At 69.9% G+C, this 14,467-nt stretch carries 13 protein-coding genes; 11 read left to right on the forward strand and 2 right to left on the reverse strand.

Going from position 1 to position 14,467, the window contains the following annotated elements; all coding sequences use genetic code 11:
- Positions 1 to 2: 2 nt before the first annotated feature.
- From ACFYML_RS17390 to ACFYML_RS17405, 4 genes are all read left to right on the forward strand, one after another.
- The gene (locus tag ACFYML_RS17390) at positions 3 to 482 is read left to right on the forward strand and encodes a hypothetical protein (RefSeq protein ID WP_387421568.1); all 480 of its coding nucleotides are present in this window, start codon (positions 3 to 5) and stop codon (positions 480 to 482) included.
- An 84-nt stretch (positions 483 to 566) separates the two neighbouring features.
- On the forward strand, positions 567 to 1,331 hold the full coding sequence (locus ACFYML_RS17395) for an ABC transporter ATP-binding protein (protein ID WP_387421569.1): 765 nt from the start codon (positions 567 to 569) through the stop codon (positions 1,329 to 1,331).
- Complete coding sequence (locus ACFYML_RS17400; RefSeq protein ID WP_387421570.1) at positions 1,316 to 3,010, forward strand: ABC transporter permease; 1,695 nt, start codon at positions 1,316 to 1,318, stop codon at positions 3,008 to 3,010. Before ACFYML_RS17395 ends, ACFYML_RS17400 begins: the two co-directional genes overlap by 16 nt.
- Before the next feature lie 128 nt (positions 3,011 to 3,138).
- Positions 3,139 to 6,045: a hypothetical protein gene (locus ACFYML_RS17405; RefSeq protein WP_387421723.1), complete on the forward strand. Its 2,907-nt coding sequence runs from the start codon at positions 3,139 to 3,141 to the stop codon at positions 6,043 to 6,045.
- 76 nt (positions 6,046 to 6,121) lie between these two features.
- Here ACFYML_RS17405 and ACFYML_RS17410 read toward each other — a convergent pair whose 3' ends face one another.
- Together ACFYML_RS17410 and ACFYML_RS17415 are read right to left on the reverse strand one after the other, a co-directional pair.
- Complete coding sequence (locus ACFYML_RS17410) at positions 6,122 to 6,319, reverse strand: DUF397 domain-containing protein (RefSeq protein WP_387421571.1); 198 nt, start codon at positions 6,317 to 6,319, stop codon at positions 6,122 to 6,124.
- Positions 6,316 to 7,101 carry a Scr1 family TA system antitoxin-like transcriptional regulator gene (locus ACFYML_RS17415; protein ID WP_387421572.1) on the reverse strand — a complete coding sequence of 262 codons (786 nt, stop codon included), beginning with the start codon at positions 7,099 to 7,101 and terminating at the stop codon, positions 6,316 to 6,318. Before ACFYML_RS17415 ends, ACFYML_RS17410 begins: the two co-directional genes overlap by 4 nt.
- Before the next feature lie 194 nt (positions 7,102 to 7,295).
- Here ACFYML_RS17415 and ACFYML_RS17420 point away from each other — a divergent pair, with 194 nt between their 5' ends.
- The 7 genes from ACFYML_RS17420 to ACFYML_RS17450 all read left to right on the forward strand — a co-directional run bounded on the left by ACFYML_RS17420 (position 7,296) and on the right by ACFYML_RS17450 (position 14,351).
- Positions 7,296 to 7,538 carry a hypothetical protein gene (locus tag ACFYML_RS17420; RefSeq protein WP_387421573.1) on the forward strand — a complete coding sequence of 81 codons (243 nt, stop codon included), beginning with the start codon at positions 7,296 to 7,298 and terminating at the stop codon, positions 7,536 to 7,538.
- A 135-nt stretch (positions 7,539 to 7,673) separates the two neighbouring features.
- Positions 7,674 to 8,435, forward strand: coding sequence for a flavin reductase family protein (locus tag ACFYML_RS17425; protein ID WP_387421724.1), 762 nt, complete (start codon positions 7,674 to 7,676; stop codon positions 8,433 to 8,435).
- Positions 8,436 to 8,580: 145 nt separating this feature from the next.
- Positions 8,581 to 8,949 carry a DUF485 domain-containing protein gene (locus ACFYML_RS17430; RefSeq protein WP_387421574.1) on the forward strand — a complete coding sequence of 123 codons (369 nt, stop codon included), beginning with the start codon at positions 8,581 to 8,583 and terminating at the stop codon, positions 8,947 to 8,949.
- The gene (locus tag ACFYML_RS17435; RefSeq protein WP_387421575.1) at positions 8,927 to 10,600 is read left to right on the forward strand and encodes a cation acetate symporter; all 1,674 of its coding nucleotides are present in this window, start codon (positions 8,927 to 8,929) and stop codon (positions 10,598 to 10,600) included. Before ACFYML_RS17430 ends, ACFYML_RS17435 begins: the two co-directional genes overlap by 23 nt.
- Positions 10,601 to 10,667: 67 nt before the next feature.
- Positions 10,668 to 11,648: a UDP-glucuronic acid decarboxylase family protein gene (locus ACFYML_RS17440; protein WP_387421576.1), complete on the forward strand. Its 981-nt coding sequence runs from the start codon at positions 10,668 to 10,670 to the stop codon at positions 11,646 to 11,648.
- A gap of 74 nt (positions 11,649 to 11,722) precedes the next feature.
- Complete coding sequence (locus tag ACFYML_RS17445) at positions 11,723 to 12,958, forward strand: LCP family protein (protein ID WP_387421577.1); 1,236 nt, start codon at positions 11,723 to 11,725, stop codon at positions 12,956 to 12,958.
- A gap of 202 nt (positions 12,959 to 13,160) precedes the next feature.
- A complete protein-coding gene (locus ACFYML_RS17450; protein WP_387421578.1) occupies positions 13,161 to 14,351 on the forward strand; it encodes an LCP family protein in 1,191 nt (396 codons plus the stop codon).
- Positions 14,352 to 14,467 lie beyond the last annotated feature (116 nt).

Below are 14,467 nucleotides of genomic sequence, written 5' to 3' on the forward strand. Positions count from 1 at the left end.
GCATGCCGACCGCGAGCCGTCGGCGAGTCACCGGGCTGCTGGCCCTGGTGCTCGCCGGCGGCCTCGTCGGTCCGCTCAGTGGCTGTTTTGAAGGCTGCGCCGACACCCAACTCCAGGTGTCGCCGGTCGAGGTCGACGACCTGTCCGCCCCGCTCACGGTGAGCGCCCGGCTGACCCGGGACGGCAGACCGGTCGCCGGGGTCACCGTGAATCTGGCGGTGATGGTGGTGGGCCCGAACAACGCACACAGCGAGGCAATGTTCTACGCCACCACCGACGCCGACGGCCGGGCGAGCGTGACCCGGCGCGGCGGCGTGGCCCGGCTGTCGCCCATTAACCACCAGGTCACCGAGTACAGCGCCTACTTCCAGCCGATGAACAAGATCGACGGGGAGCACCTCTGCTGGTCGAGCGTGTCGGCGCCGATCACCTGCCGCACCGCGGCCGGCACCGGCCCGTGCCCGGTCCGGACGGCGACCTGAGGGCGCCAGGTACGGCTGGGGGATGACGCGGGATCATCCTCCGGCCGGAGCGGCGCCTGGTCCGGGCCGGATACGGTCTGGTTCATGAGCGATCAGCACCCCGCGTTGTCCCTTCGTGGCCTGGCCAAGCGGTTCGACACCAAGGTCGCGGTGGCCGGGGTCGACCTGGACGTGCTGGCCGGCTCGTTCTACGGGCTGCTCGGCCCGAACGGGGCCGGCAAGACGACCACCCTGTCCATGGCCGTCGGCCTGCTGCGGCCCGACACCGGCCAGGCCCGGGTGCTCGGGTACGACGTGTGGTCGGACCCGGTCCGCGCCAAGGGCCTGCTCGGCGTGATGCCCGACGGGGTACGTCTCTTCGACCGGCTCAGCGGCGCCGAGCTGCTGGCGTACCACGGTCTGCTGCGCGGCATGGACTCCGCGGTGGTCGACCAGCGGGCGGCGGAGCTGCTGGACGTGCTGGCGCTGGGCGACGCCGGCCGCACCCTGGTGGTCGACTACTCGGCGGGCATGAAGAAGAAGATCGGCCTGGCCTGCGCGCTGCTGCACGGCCCCCGGCTGCTGGTGCTGGACGAGCCGTTCGAGGCGGTCGACCCGGTCTCCGCGGCGCTGATCCGGGACATCCTGCACCGGTACGTGACCGGCGGCGGCACGGTGGTCTTCTCCAGCCACGTCATGGAGGTCGTCGAGCGGCTCTGCTCGCACGTGGCGATCCTCGCCGAGGGGCGGATCAAGCGGGTCGGCACGCTCGACCAGGTGCGCGGCGAGCGGTCCTTGGAGGAGGTCTTCGTGGAGGTGGTCGGCGGGCGGACCGCGACCGGCGAGGAGCTGTCGTGGCTGTCCCGGTGACCGCGCCCGCCGAGCCGGTCCGGCAGGTCTCCGCCCGGCACTTCGTCCGGCTCAAGCTGCGCGTGCTGGCCAACAACTTCCGCGGCCAGGGCTGGCGGATCGCGCTCTTCGTGGTGGGCGTCGTGATCGGGCTCTGGTTCGCCGCCGGCGGCTTCTTCCTGCTGGCCGCGCCCGGTCTGGCCGGCGAGTCCCGGTACGCGCTCATGATCGCGGCCTTCGGCGGCGGGCTGCTGGTGCTCGGCTGGCTGCTGCTGCCGCTGGCCTTCTTCGGCGTGGACGAGACCCTGGACCCGGCCCGGTTCGCGCTGCTCCCGCTGCCCCGCCGCGCCCTGGTCACCGGCCTGTTCGCGGCCGCCCTGGTCAGCGTCCCGGTGCTGGCGACGCTGATCGCGGTCACCGGGCTGGTGATCACCGCCGGCGCGCTGGGCGGCTGGTCGGCCGCCCTGGTGGAACTGGTCGGGGTGATCGTCGGCCTGCTGCTCTGTGTGGCCGCCGCCCGCGCGGTGACCAGCGCTTTCGCCACCATGCTGCGCTCCCGCCGGGTACGCGACCTGGCCGCCGTCCTGCTCGCGGTGCTGGCCGCCCTGCTCGGGCCGTTGCAGATCGCGGTGATCGCGGCCGTCCGCCGGGCCGACTGGGACCAGCTGAACGGCACGGCCGGGATCGTCGGCTGGACCCCGTTCGGGGCGCCGTGGACGGCCGGGATCGACGTGGCCGAGGGGCGGGCCTGGACTGCGGTGCTGAAGCTGCTGATCACCGTGGTGGCCATCGGCGCGCTGCTGCTCTGGTGGTCGCGCTCGCTGGAGTCGGCGATGGTCGGCGCGGTGAGCGCCGGGCCGTCCCGGGACCGGCGCGGCCCGGTCGGCGGGGCCGTCGCCCAACTCTTCCCGCGGGCGGCCGGCTGGGCCCGGCGGGACCGGTTCGGCGCGCTGGTCGCCCGGGAGGCCCGGTACTGGTGGCGGGACGCCCGGCGGCGGGCCAACCTGATCACCATCGCGGTGGTCGGCATCTTCGTGCCGGTGATGGTCAACGTGGGCGGCGCCCGGTTGGCCGTGGAGGGCGGGCAGGCGTTCGGCGAGTTGACCGCGGACTCGTCGCCGGTGCTGGTCAGCCTCTCGCTGGTCTTCGTCGGGGTTGTCGCGTCGCTCACCGTGGCCAACCAGTTCGGCTTCGACGGCAGCGCGTACGCGGCCAACGTGGTGGCCGGCGTGCCGGGGCGGCTGGAACTGCGCGCCCGGATGACCGCGTTCGCGATCTACGTGGTGCCGCTGCTCGTGGCGGTCGCGGTCATCCTCGCCGCGCTGCTGCGACACCCGGGTTGGCTGGGCGTGATGGCCGGCGCGCTGTTCGCCGCGTACGGCAGCGGGCTCGCGATCAACGCGTTCGTCTCGGTGCTCGGCGCGTACGCGCTGCCGGAGACGAGCAACCCGTTCGCCATGAACACCGGTGCCGGGGTGGCGAAGAGCTTCCTCGCCCTGCTGTCCATGATCGCCTCGACCGCCGCGGCGGTGCCGATGGTGGTGGCGGCGGCACTGCTCGGTGACCTCTGGCTCTGGCTGGCCCTGCCGATCGGCCTGGCGTACGGGTTGGGGGCCGCGCTGCTCGGCTCCTACCTGGCCGGGGACGTGCTGGACCGCCGCCAGCCGGAACTGCTGGCGGCGGTCACGCCCCGCCGCTGACGGTCGCGGGTTGGTCGACCGCCAGCGGCACCCAAAATCAGGTACGCGATACGTCGTCGTGTCTCGATATGCTCGGGCACCTCGATGGCCGAAGCAGGCCATCGCTTTACGGGGGAGGTGCCTTGGAAGTGCGCACACGAAGATTGCTGGCCGCGTCACTCGGGATAGTGCTTGGCGCGGGTCTGGTCAGCGTCACACCCGTGCCGGCACAGGCTTACGAGTGGCGGGACGTTGGCAGGTCCGGTTGGGCTTACACGGACTCTCAACTGCCGGACACGTCGTTCGTCAACCCGGCCGGAGACGCGCCGATCGGTGCCTGGACAGATGCCAGCGGCAACAAGCACAAGTCCCGGTCCTACTTCACCTTCGACATCTCGCGCTTCCGTGGCGCCGTCGTCCACAAGGCCGATCTGGTCATCGCCGAGCGTTCGGCGGCTGACTGCGCGTCGGCCCAGCCGGTCGAACTCTGGCGCACCGATCCGATCAAGGCGACCACGAGCTGGGAGTCCACTCCGCGCCGACGTGAGCTTCTCGGCACCGTCCAGGCCGGCCGCACGGCCACCTGCCCCGGCTATCTGGTGTGGGACATCATGCCCGCGTTGCAGAAGCTGGCGAACCAGGACGAGCAGATCCTCACCGTCGAGATCCGCGTGCCGCACGGCTACGAAGGAAAAGTGTCCCACGGCCGTAAGCTTCGCCCGTTCCCAGTGATCCAGAGTGTGGCAAACCGCGCACCGACGGTGACCAAGATCGGGCTAGAGTTCCCCTCGTGGGCCTGCGGTTCCAAGGAAAACCCGCAGCCCGTAGGGGCGCGTAACTACAGCCTGATGATCCAGGGTGCGGATTCGGACAGCAACGATTCGAGTTTCAACGGGCAGTTTGCGGCGTGGCCGGTCGGCCATGAGGACCAGCGGTCCGAGCGGTTCGGATCGAGTTACGGGCGCACTCTCTCCAAGGTCGCCTGGGACATGTCTCAGTACCCGGACGGCACCGTGGTGACCTGGACCGCACGTGCCTACGACGGCCACGACTATTCGAAGTGGGCCGAGCCGTGCTACGTGAAGGTGGACGGGCAGCCGCCGGCCGCACCAGTGGTCACCTCGGCAAAGTACCCGAATGACGGCCAGGCGCACGGCGGTGAGGGAGTTCCGGGCACGTTCACGTTCACGGCGAACGGATCGCCGGACGTGGTTGGCTACTACTGGGGGCGCTTCGGCCAGACATACAACTACATCGCGGCACCCGAACCGGGCGCGGACGTCACGCTGGAATACACGCCCACCTCGTTCGTCGAGTTCCTCAGCGTGCGCACTGTGGACAGCGCCTCGAACTCCTCCCCGGTGACTGAGTACCGGTTCTACGTCCGATCCACCGCGCCGCAGGTGCGGGTGACGGTGGGAGGTGTCGGCATGCCGAGCCAGCTGGCAATCTCCACCAACGTCGAGGGGGTCACCGAGTACGGCTACCAGATCGCTGACGGCGACGAGGTTAGGGTCCCGGCCAACGCCGATGGCACCACGGACGTCCCGGTGGTGTTCCCGCAGGCCGGATCCGTCAAACTCCAGGTGCGCAGCTACGTGGGGACTGAGCTAGTCGGCGCGCACACGCAGGACGTGTCCGTCCGCGACACCCCGTTCGTGGAGTCGACCGACTTCGCGTTCCCGGACCACGACGGCGTGGTGGATCGACCGGGCAGCTTCACCTTCCGGCCCGGCCGCCCAGGCGTGGTGGCGTACGAGTACGCCTTCAACTACGAGAACCTGCAGCGCGTCGAGGCGGGAGCAGACGGTACCGCGGTGCTGCGCTGGACGCCGACGGAGCCGAACTGGTACATGCTGAACGTGCGCAGCATCAGCGCCGACGGCACCGTCTCCGACACCGAGCAGTACCAGTTCAACGTCATCGACACCAAGCCGACCGTCTACTCCAGCACCTACTACGAGTACGGCGCGTGGGGCGGGGTCGGCATCCCCGGCGAGTTCCACTTCGACACCGCGATGCCGGACGTGGATGTCTACCTCTACCGGCTCAACGAGGGGCCCGAGCAGATCGCCGACCCGGAGTACAGCTGGGCTCGGGTGACGCTGGTGCCGGAGCGCTCCGGCAGCAATACGCTGACGGTCCGCACGCGTTTCCTGGACGGGTCCTTCTCGCCGTCGCGGACCTACACGTTCGATGTCAGCGACGCACCGGTGGTGACGTCCAGCGACTACCCCGAGAACGGTGAAGCCGGCCAGCCCGGCCAGCCCGGTCGGTTCACCTTCAACCCGGGCCGCCCCGATGTGGTGGAGTACCGCTACGTGCTGGAGTACAGCGGCGAAGAACAGGTCGTGGCCGCCGGACCGGACGGTAAGGCAACGATCGAGATCACGCCGACGCATCCGGGATACACCCTGTTGACGGTCACCAGCCGGACCGCCGATGGCACGGTCAGCCCAGAGCGGCGTTACTACTTCCGAGTACGCGACCCGCGGGTGAACGTGAGCAGCGCCTACGACGAGTACACCCCTCGTGGCGGGATCGGCGCGATCGGCAGGTTCGGGGTCTACACCGAGATCAGCGAGGTGACCACCTTCGAGTACCAGCTCAACGGAGGCGCCTGGCAGAGCGTGCCAAAGACTCCCGACGCGCTGGTGACCGACATCTCGGTGACCATGGATCGCAACGGCGAGAACATCTTCTCCGTACGGGGCCGAACTGCGGCGGGCGAGTACACGCCACAGACGGACTATCCCTTCCTGGTCGGCACGGCGCCGCTGGTGTCATCGAATACCTACCCGAACAGCCAGTGGGCCGGCGGCGTGGGCGTGCCGGGCGAGTTCACCTTCATCCAGGGCAGCCCGGGAGTGGTGGAGTTCGAGTACACGGTCAACGACGGCCAGCCGGTGATGGTGGCGGCGAACGCCGCTGGGGTGGCCACCGCAACCTACACGCCGACCGCGGTGAGTTCGCACACCATGAAGGTGCGCGGACGTACGGCCGACGGCGCATGGACCGACACGACGAGCTACTACTTCCTGGTCGACTTCTCCTGACCAGGCGTTGACACGGCGGGCCGTCCCGGATGGGGCGGCCCGCCCGTCTGCCTCCGGTCCCGATGTTGACGGGGTGTCAACCCCGTTGGCCGGCCTGGGTCAGCGCCAGGAAGGAGCGCCAGGCGTCGGGGGTGAAGGAGAGCGTCGGGCCGGACGAGTCCTTGCTGTCCCGGACCAGCACCACCCCGGGCAGATTGTCCGCCACCTCGACACAGTTGCCGCCGGAGTCGGTCGAACGGGACGACTTGCGCCAGCAGGGCTCGGCGATGGTCATGGCGTCACCTTCAACTTCCGGATCAGATCCAGCGAGGCTCCCGTGGACAGCGCTTCGCCGAGGAGGCTATCCCACTTCCGCTCGATCAAGCCGATCGTCGCGGGGTCGTCGACGACGTGGCCCCGGGCAGCATTCTCCAGGTAGAGCACCTGGTCAGCGTCCGGCAACTCGGCCAGCACGAAGCCGCCACCGAGCCCCGCGTGCTCGCCTACGGCCAACGGAATGACGTGCAGGCGCACAGACGGAAGCTCGGCCACCTCCAGTAGCCGCCCCAGTTGAGCGTCGAGCACCGGCGGCCCGCCGACCGGCCGCCGCACGGCGGTCTCGTCCAGCAGGAAGACGAAATGCGGCGGCTGGTCACGGTGCAGCAACTGTTGACGCTCCATCCGGACAGCCACCAGTTCGTCCACCATGGCCGGTGGATGGAGGCCACCGGTGGAGATGACAGCCCTCGCGTAATCCTCGGTCTGGAGCAGACCGGGCACCAAGCACGCCTCGAAGGCCCGCAACCGCGTCGCCTGCTGCTCGTAACCCCGCCAGGGCACGAACCACGACGGCCCACGCTCCTGGTCGGCGGCTTTGAGCAGTTCGGCGAGGAGGCCGCCGGTGCCGAGGGCCTGGTCGGCGGCGACAGCGAACTCCATGGTCGGCCGTCGACGGCCGGTCTCGATCGCGGCGACCGTGGACGGACTCCACTTGATCAGGGCTGCCAACCCTTCCTGGGAGACGTCCGCGCCGGCCCGGGCGGCCTTGAGCGCCCGGATCCACATCTCGATGTTCATCCTTACCTCTCCGGTAAGTACGTGACCGCGCTGTGTAGTAAGCCCTGGCATCCTCCCCTGCCGACGCCGCCGAGTCCAGGGTGGAGACACGCGGCCCGGCTGGTGGAGGCGACGACCCGGCGGCCGGTCCTGCGCCGGTCGCCCCGGCCATTCCCCCGGCCGGGGCGACCTCGTCCGACCAGAGGAGGCACCCGATGTTCGCCCTGTTCCGCCGCTGCCGGAACGCCGCCGCGCACGCGTACCGGAAAGTCCTGCCGCCACCCCCGGCCGCCACCCGGCCGTACCCGGCGGTCTCGCCGCCCCCGGCGGCGGCCTCGGCCCGGCCGAACGCCGCGCCGGCCTGGGCGTCCCAGCCGACGGTGGCCTTCCCGCGACCGGGCCGAGCCGGCTGGCTCACCCCGGCGCAGAGCTGGCGGGCGAACGGCGGCCGCTGGTGACCACCAAGCAGGTCTTGGTCGGAAATGGCCCCTGGCGGGGCCGGTTTCGTCCAAGATCTTCAGGCACCCCGGGGGTGGACCGCGCGAGGACCGCCGCCGGGAAGGTGCGTGGCGGTGAGGCCGAGGCATCTGCCGATGCGGCCGCTGTGGCGGTGTCGGGCGTGCGGCGCCCACTGGCCGTGCCAACCGGCCCGGCTCGCCCTGCTGGTCGAGTACCGACACGACCGGACGGCGTTGCTGGTGTATCTGGGTGGGCTGATGGCCGAGGCCGGCGAGCAGCTCGCCCGGCTGAACGGTCACGACCACCCCGGCGACCTGCACGAGCGCTTCCTCGGTTGGGCGCGGGCCCGGGGCGGCACAATGTTTCACGTGAATCCTGAGCCGGGTGCCGAGATCCACCACACCGACCCGTTCGCCGTGCCGGCCGGGCAGCGTTCCCCGGCCCGCCGGTTGCGGGGTCGGCTCGCCGCCCCGGTCACGCTCTGGACGGCACCCGGGCCGGCGGGCCTGACAGTCTCGTCCACCCTGGTCGCCGAGGGGGAGCCGGACCGGCTGCTCGGGCTGATCGACCCGGAGTCCGACCTGTGGGCGGCCGCGGAGGCGGCGGGGCGGTTCGCGGTCGCGCCGCTGGGTCCGCCGCACCGGCAGCTCGCCGACCGCTTCGCCGGCCTCTTCCCGTCCCCTGGCGGCCTCTTCGCCATCGGCTCCTGGATCGACACCCCGTACGGGCCGGTCCCGGCCGACGCGGGCGCGTGGGCCGGCTGCCAGCTCGACAGCGCCCGGGAGTACGGCTGGGGGCTGCTGGTCGAGGCCACCATCGAGACGGTCGAGCTGGCCGAGGAGATCACCCCTCTCCTCCACTACCGCGGCCGGTATCACGAACTGGGCAGCCGGTGACCGGAGTGACCTGAGTCACTCGGCGCAGGGGGGCGACCGTTCGGCGCAGCGGGTGACCGGGGTCGGTCTGCGCCTTCCCCGGTTGGGAGCGTGCTCTCTACCGTGCGCGAAACTCCCCCACGCCTGCGAAGGTGGTGATCCACAGATGTCCACGGACACACCCGCGTCCGCACCGGCCGAGTCCCCGGCGGAGCGGTATCTCGCCGTACAGCGGTCGGACGAGTTCGCCGGGTTGCGGCGCGCGCTGCGCGGCTTCGTCTTCCCGATGACCGTCGCGTTCTTCCTGTGGTACGCGCTCTACGTCATCCTCTCCGCGTACGCGCGGGGCTTCATGGGCACGAAGCTCTTCGGGAACGTCAACGTCGCCCTGGTCTTCGGCCTGCTCCAGTTCGTCTCGACGTTCGTCATCGCGTGGCTCTACGCCCGGTTCGCCGACCGGCGGATCGACCCGGTCGCCGACCGGATCCGCGCCGAGATCGGGGAGGTGACCCATGACGACACTCCTCGCGGCTGAGGCGGGCAGCACCACCGCCCGCAACCTCACCATCACCCTCTTCCTGGTCTTCGTGGCGATCACGCTGGCGATCACCGTCTGGGCCAGCCGGCAGACGAAGACCGCCACCGACTTCTACGCCGGCGGCCGGTCCTTCTCCGGTTTCCAGAACGGCATGGCGATCGGCGGCGACTACATGTCGGCGGCGTCGTTCCTCGGCATCGCCGGCATCATCGCCCTGTACGGCTACGACGGCTTCCTCTACTCGATCGGCTTCCTGGTCGCCTGGCTGGTGGCGCTGCTGCTCGTCGCCGAACTGCTGCGCAACTCCGGCCGCTACACCATGGCCGACGTGTTGGCGTTCCGGATGCGCCAGCGCCCGGTGCGGACGGCGGCGGCGGTCTCCACGATCACCGTCTCGATCTTCTACCTGCTGGCCCAGATGGTCGGCGCGGGAGCGCTGGTCGCGCTGCTGCTCGGCATCAGGCCGGGCACCACCTTCCTCGGCATGGACGCCGACACCGCGAAGGTCGCCACCATCATCCTGGTCGGCGCCCTGATGATCATCTACGTCACCGTGGGCGGCATGAAGGGCACCACGTACGTGCAGATCGTCAAGGCGTTCCTGCTCATGAGCGGCGCCATCGTGATGACCCTGCTGGTGCTGGCGCACTACAAGTTCAACCTGTCGTCGCTGCTGGGCGACGCCGCCGCCGCCTCCGGCAAGGGTGACGCCTTCCTCGAACCAGGCCTGCGGTACGGCGTCGAGAAGGCCGGCGACGCGACCCAGACCTTCTACAACAAGATGGACCTGCTGTCGCTCGGCATCGCGCTGGTGCTCGGCACGGCCGGCCTGCCGCACATCCTGATCCGCTTCTACACGGTGCCGACGGCGAAGACGGCCCGCAAGAGCGTGCTCTGGGCGATCGGCATCATCGGCACCTTCTACCTGCTCACCCTGGCCCTGGGCTTCGGCGCGGCGGCGATGGTGGGCGGCCAGGCGATCACCGCGCAGGACAAGGCCGGCAACACCGCGGCACCACAGCTCGCCGAGGCGCTGGGCATCAAGTTCCTCGGCGGCGACCTGGGCGGCGCGACCCTGCTGGCGATCATCGCGGCGGTCGCGTTCGCCACCATCCTGGCCGTGGTCGCCGGGCTCACCCTGGCCTCGTCGTCCAGCCTGGCGCACGACTTCTACGCCAACGTGGTCAAGGACGGCCAGGCGTCCGAGCGGCAGGAGGTGAACGTCGCCCGGATCTCCGCCCTCGTGATCGGCGCGATCTCGATCGTCCTGTCGATCTTCGCGCAGAGCCTGAACGTGGCCTTCCTGGTGGCGCTGGCCTTCGCGGTGGCCGCCTCGGGCAACCTGCCGGCGATCCTCTACAGCCTGTTCTGGAAGCGGTTCAACACCTCCGGCGCGGTCTGGGCGATCTACGGCGGCCTGCTCGCCGCCGTGGTACTGGTCTTCTTCTCCCCGGTGGTCTCCGGGGCGCCGACGGCCATGTTCCCGGACCACGACTGGCACTGGTTCCCGCTGTCCAACCCGGGCATCATCTCGATCCCGTTCGGGTTCCTCTGCGGCTGGATCGGCACCCTGCTGTCGAAGGAGCACGACGAGGAGAAGTACGCGGAACTGGAGGTTCGTTCCCTCACCGGAGCGGGCGCGCACTGACGACCAACCGCGGGTGGGCCGGAGCCGCCGTCGGCTCCGGCCCATTCGCTTGAGTAGGCTGGCCGGCATGAAGGTTGCTCCCCGTTTCGGCCCCGGACACCGCATCCTCGTCACCGGCGGCGCCGGCTTCGTGCCGTCGCACCTGGTCGATCGGCTCATCGAGCGCGGGTGCACGGTCGTGGTGCTGGACAACTTCGTCACCGGCTCCAAGGACAACATCTCCCACCTGCTGGAGAAGCCGACCTTCACACTGATCGAGGCGGACGTCTCCGAAGGGCTGCCGACCCACCACCCGGCCATGGCCGAGCGGTTCGACGCGATCCTGCACATGGCCTCCCCGGCCAGCCCCACCGACTTCGAGAAGCTGCCGGTGGAGATCCTGCGGGTCGGCTCGGTCGCCACCCTGGCGCTGCTGGAGCGGGCCACCGCCGACGGCGCCCGGTTCCTGATGGCCTCCACGTCCGAGGCGTACGGGGACCCGAAGGAGCACCCGCAGCGCGAGACCTACTGGGGCAACGTCAACCCGATCGGCATCCGGAGCGTCTACGACGAGGCGAAGCGCTTCTCGGAGGCGGCCACCATGGCCTACCACCGCAGCCGGGGCACCGACACCGCCATCGTCCGGATCTTCAACACGTACGGCCCGCGGATGCGGCCGGACGACGGCCGGGCCATCCCGACCTTCATCTCCCAGGCGCTGCGCGGCGAGCCGATCACCGTCCACGGCACCGGCAACCAGACCCGGTCGATCTGCTACGTGGACGATCTGGTGCGGGGCATCCTGCTGCTGCTCGATTCGACCGAGACCGGCCCGATCAACTGCGGCACGGAACACGAGATGTCGATGCGGCAGCTGGCGGAGACGATCGTGTCGCTGACCGGAAGCAGCTCCGAAGTGAGCTACATCACTCGCGCTGCGGACGACCCGGAGATGCGCCGCCCGGATCTCACCCTCGCGCGTGAGCTGTTGGGATACGAACCGACCGTGGCGCCCGAAGACGGCCTCCGGCGCACCATCGACTACTTTCGCGGCCGGCTAGGGTACTGACCCCGGCTGGAAGGACGCTGACACCCCGGTTGCCCTTGACCGCGGCACTGGCGCCACCGACCTACCCTCGGTACATGTCAGCGACCACGTCTGCCGACGATCCCTTCCCGTACGTCAGTCGGAGCGCGGGGCGCGCCCAGGTGCCCGGCCCCGGTCGGAGCACCACCGGGCGCGCCCGCCCGACCGACGCCAGCCGGTACCCGTCGTACGACGAGGAGCAGCCTCGCCCCGGTGGACCCGGCAGCCCCGGTGGACCCGCCGGGCCGGGCGGCCCGGGCGGTCCCGGCGCTCCGCGCCGGCCCGGCCCGCGCCCGCGCTGGGGCCGCATCGGCCTGGTGGCGGGCGTCGCGGTGCTGGTGCTGGCGCTGCTCGGCGGCGCGGGTGCCTGGCTCTACGCGCGCAACCTGGACAACGATCTGGCCCGGACCGACCCCTTCTCGGCGATCACCGGCGGACGGCCGGCCAAGAAGGTCGACGGGGCGCTCAACATCCTGATGGCCGGCACCGACTCCCGGGACCCGGACGCGCCGATGGACAAGGCCGGCGAGTGGCGCGCGGACACCATGATCCTCATGCACATCCCGGCCGACCACAAGACGGCCTACCTGGTCTCCATCCCCCGCGACCTGTACGTCCCGATCCCGCAGAACGCGGGCGCGTCCTGCGACTCCGGTCAGCGCAACAAGGTGAACGCGGCGTTCGCGTTCGGCGGCCTGCCACTCGCGGTGAAGACCGTGGAGTGCTTCACCGACGTGCGGATCGACCACGTCATGGCGATCGACTTCGCCGGGTTCAAGGAGGTCACCGACGCCCTCGGCGGGGTCGACCTGAAGGTGGAACGGACGATCACCTCGATCCACAAGCCGTACCGGAAGTTCACCAAGGGCATGAACCACATGAACGGCGCCGAGGCCCTCGACTGGGTGCGGCAGCGCAAGCAGTTCCCCGAGGGTGACTTCGCTCGGATGCGTCACCAGCAGGAGTTCCTCAAGGCGCTGATGGACAAGGCGGCCAGCACCGGCACCCTGACCAACCCGAAGAAGCTGAACGACTTCCTCAAGGCGGTGACCGCCGCAGTCACCGTCGACCAGGGTTTCTCGTTGACCGACATGGCGTTGGAGTTCCGGAACCTGCGAGGCGAGAACCTGACCTTCGTCACCAGCCCGAACCTCGGCGGCCAGACCATCGACGGCCAGTCGGTGGTGGTCTCCGACCGGGAGAAGGCGCTGGCCATGTACCAGGCCATCGCGTCGGACACGATGACCGAGTGGGTGAAGGCCAACCAGCCGGGCGACACCACCGGCAACTGATCCCGCTCGGGCGCACCGCGCCGCTCGGCGGCCGAGGCTCACCACCGTGAGCCAACCGCCGATCGGCTGATCTCAATTGTCCGTTCGGGCAATCTGCCTGGTCGAGTGCCGGGACGTGTGGGGATAGCCCGCGCACGAGGTCGCGGGAACGGGTACGGATACGTACAGTGGTCCCGCCCCCGATCATCGAGCTGGAGCACGCATGCCGGTCCAGACCAGCCGTCGCCCTCCGTCACTGGATCCCGGCGCACCCGGGCGGGTGCCGCCGATCATCCCCACCCAGCCCGGACCGGGCGGTCGCGGTCCCATCAAGACGAAGCGGCGCGCCAAGCGCAAGGACCCGCTCTGGGCCCGGCTCACGCTGATCTTCGGCGCGGTGCTGATGATGACCAGCGGCGTCGCGATCGTCGGCAGCAAGGCGGTGATCGGCCAGGCCACCAGCAACATCAAGCAGGGCAGCCTGCTCGGCGACGCGGGCAAGAGCGAGGCCGAGGGCGGCAAGAACCTGGACGGCCCGATCGACATGCTGCTGCTCGGCGTCGACGCCCGGGCGAGCTGGGCCGCCGACGACGTGCGGTCGGACAGCATCATCATCCTGCACATCCCGGCCAGCCATGACCAGGCGTATCTGATCTCCATCCCCCGGGACACCGAGGCGGAGATCCCGGGGCACGGCACCGAGAAGATCAACGCAGCCTTCCAATTCGGCGCGCGGAACGGTGGCGGCTGGGAGGGCGGCGCGCAGTTGATGGCCAAGACCATCAAGCAGATGACCGGGATCAGCTTCGACGGCGCGGCGATCATCAACTTCGGCGGCTTCAAGAAGGTCATCGACTCCCTCGGCACCGTCCGGATCTGCGTCAGCCAGGAGGTCAAGTCGAAGCACATGTCGTACGTCGACGGCAAGCCGAAGTGGAACTCGGACGCCGAGAAGCTGGGCAAGCCGATGACGCCGGTGGTGCACAAGAAGGGCTGCAAGGAGATGCAGGGCTGGGAGGCCCTCGACTTCGCCCGCCAGCGCTACGGCGTGGAGGGCGGCGACTACGGCCGCCAGCAGAACCAGCAGCAACTGATCAAGGCGATGGCGAAGAAGGCCAGCGACAGCGGCATGCTGACCAACCCGATCAAGCTGAACCAGATCATCAAGGCGGCCGGCGAGTCGCTCATGCTGGACACCGGGGGCGTGAAGGTCGAAGACTTCGTCTTCACCCTCAAGGGCCTCAGCGGCAACGACCTGGTCACGCTGCGTACCAACGGCGGCACGTACGCCACCAACAGCAACGGCCGGGAGTCCCTCAACGACCTGAGCAGGCAGATGTTCAAGGCGGTCAAGGAGGACAAGCTCGCCGACTTCGTCGCCGCGAACCCGGAGGTCCTCTCCACCCGGAAGTGAGCCTGACCCGCGGTGGCTGCGGCGAAAGCGGCCACCGCCGGGGCTCCGGCCCCGTAGCCTGAGGTGAGCGGGTCTCACGTCAGGGCTGTGGGGGAGGGCTGTCACGTTCAGGCCAG

Source organism: Micromonospora sp. NPDC007230 (genome assembly GCF_042869115.1).
In the GTDB taxonomy this organism is placed as follows: Bacteria; Actinomycetota; Actinomycetes; order Mycobacteriales; family Micromonosporaceae; genus Micromonospora.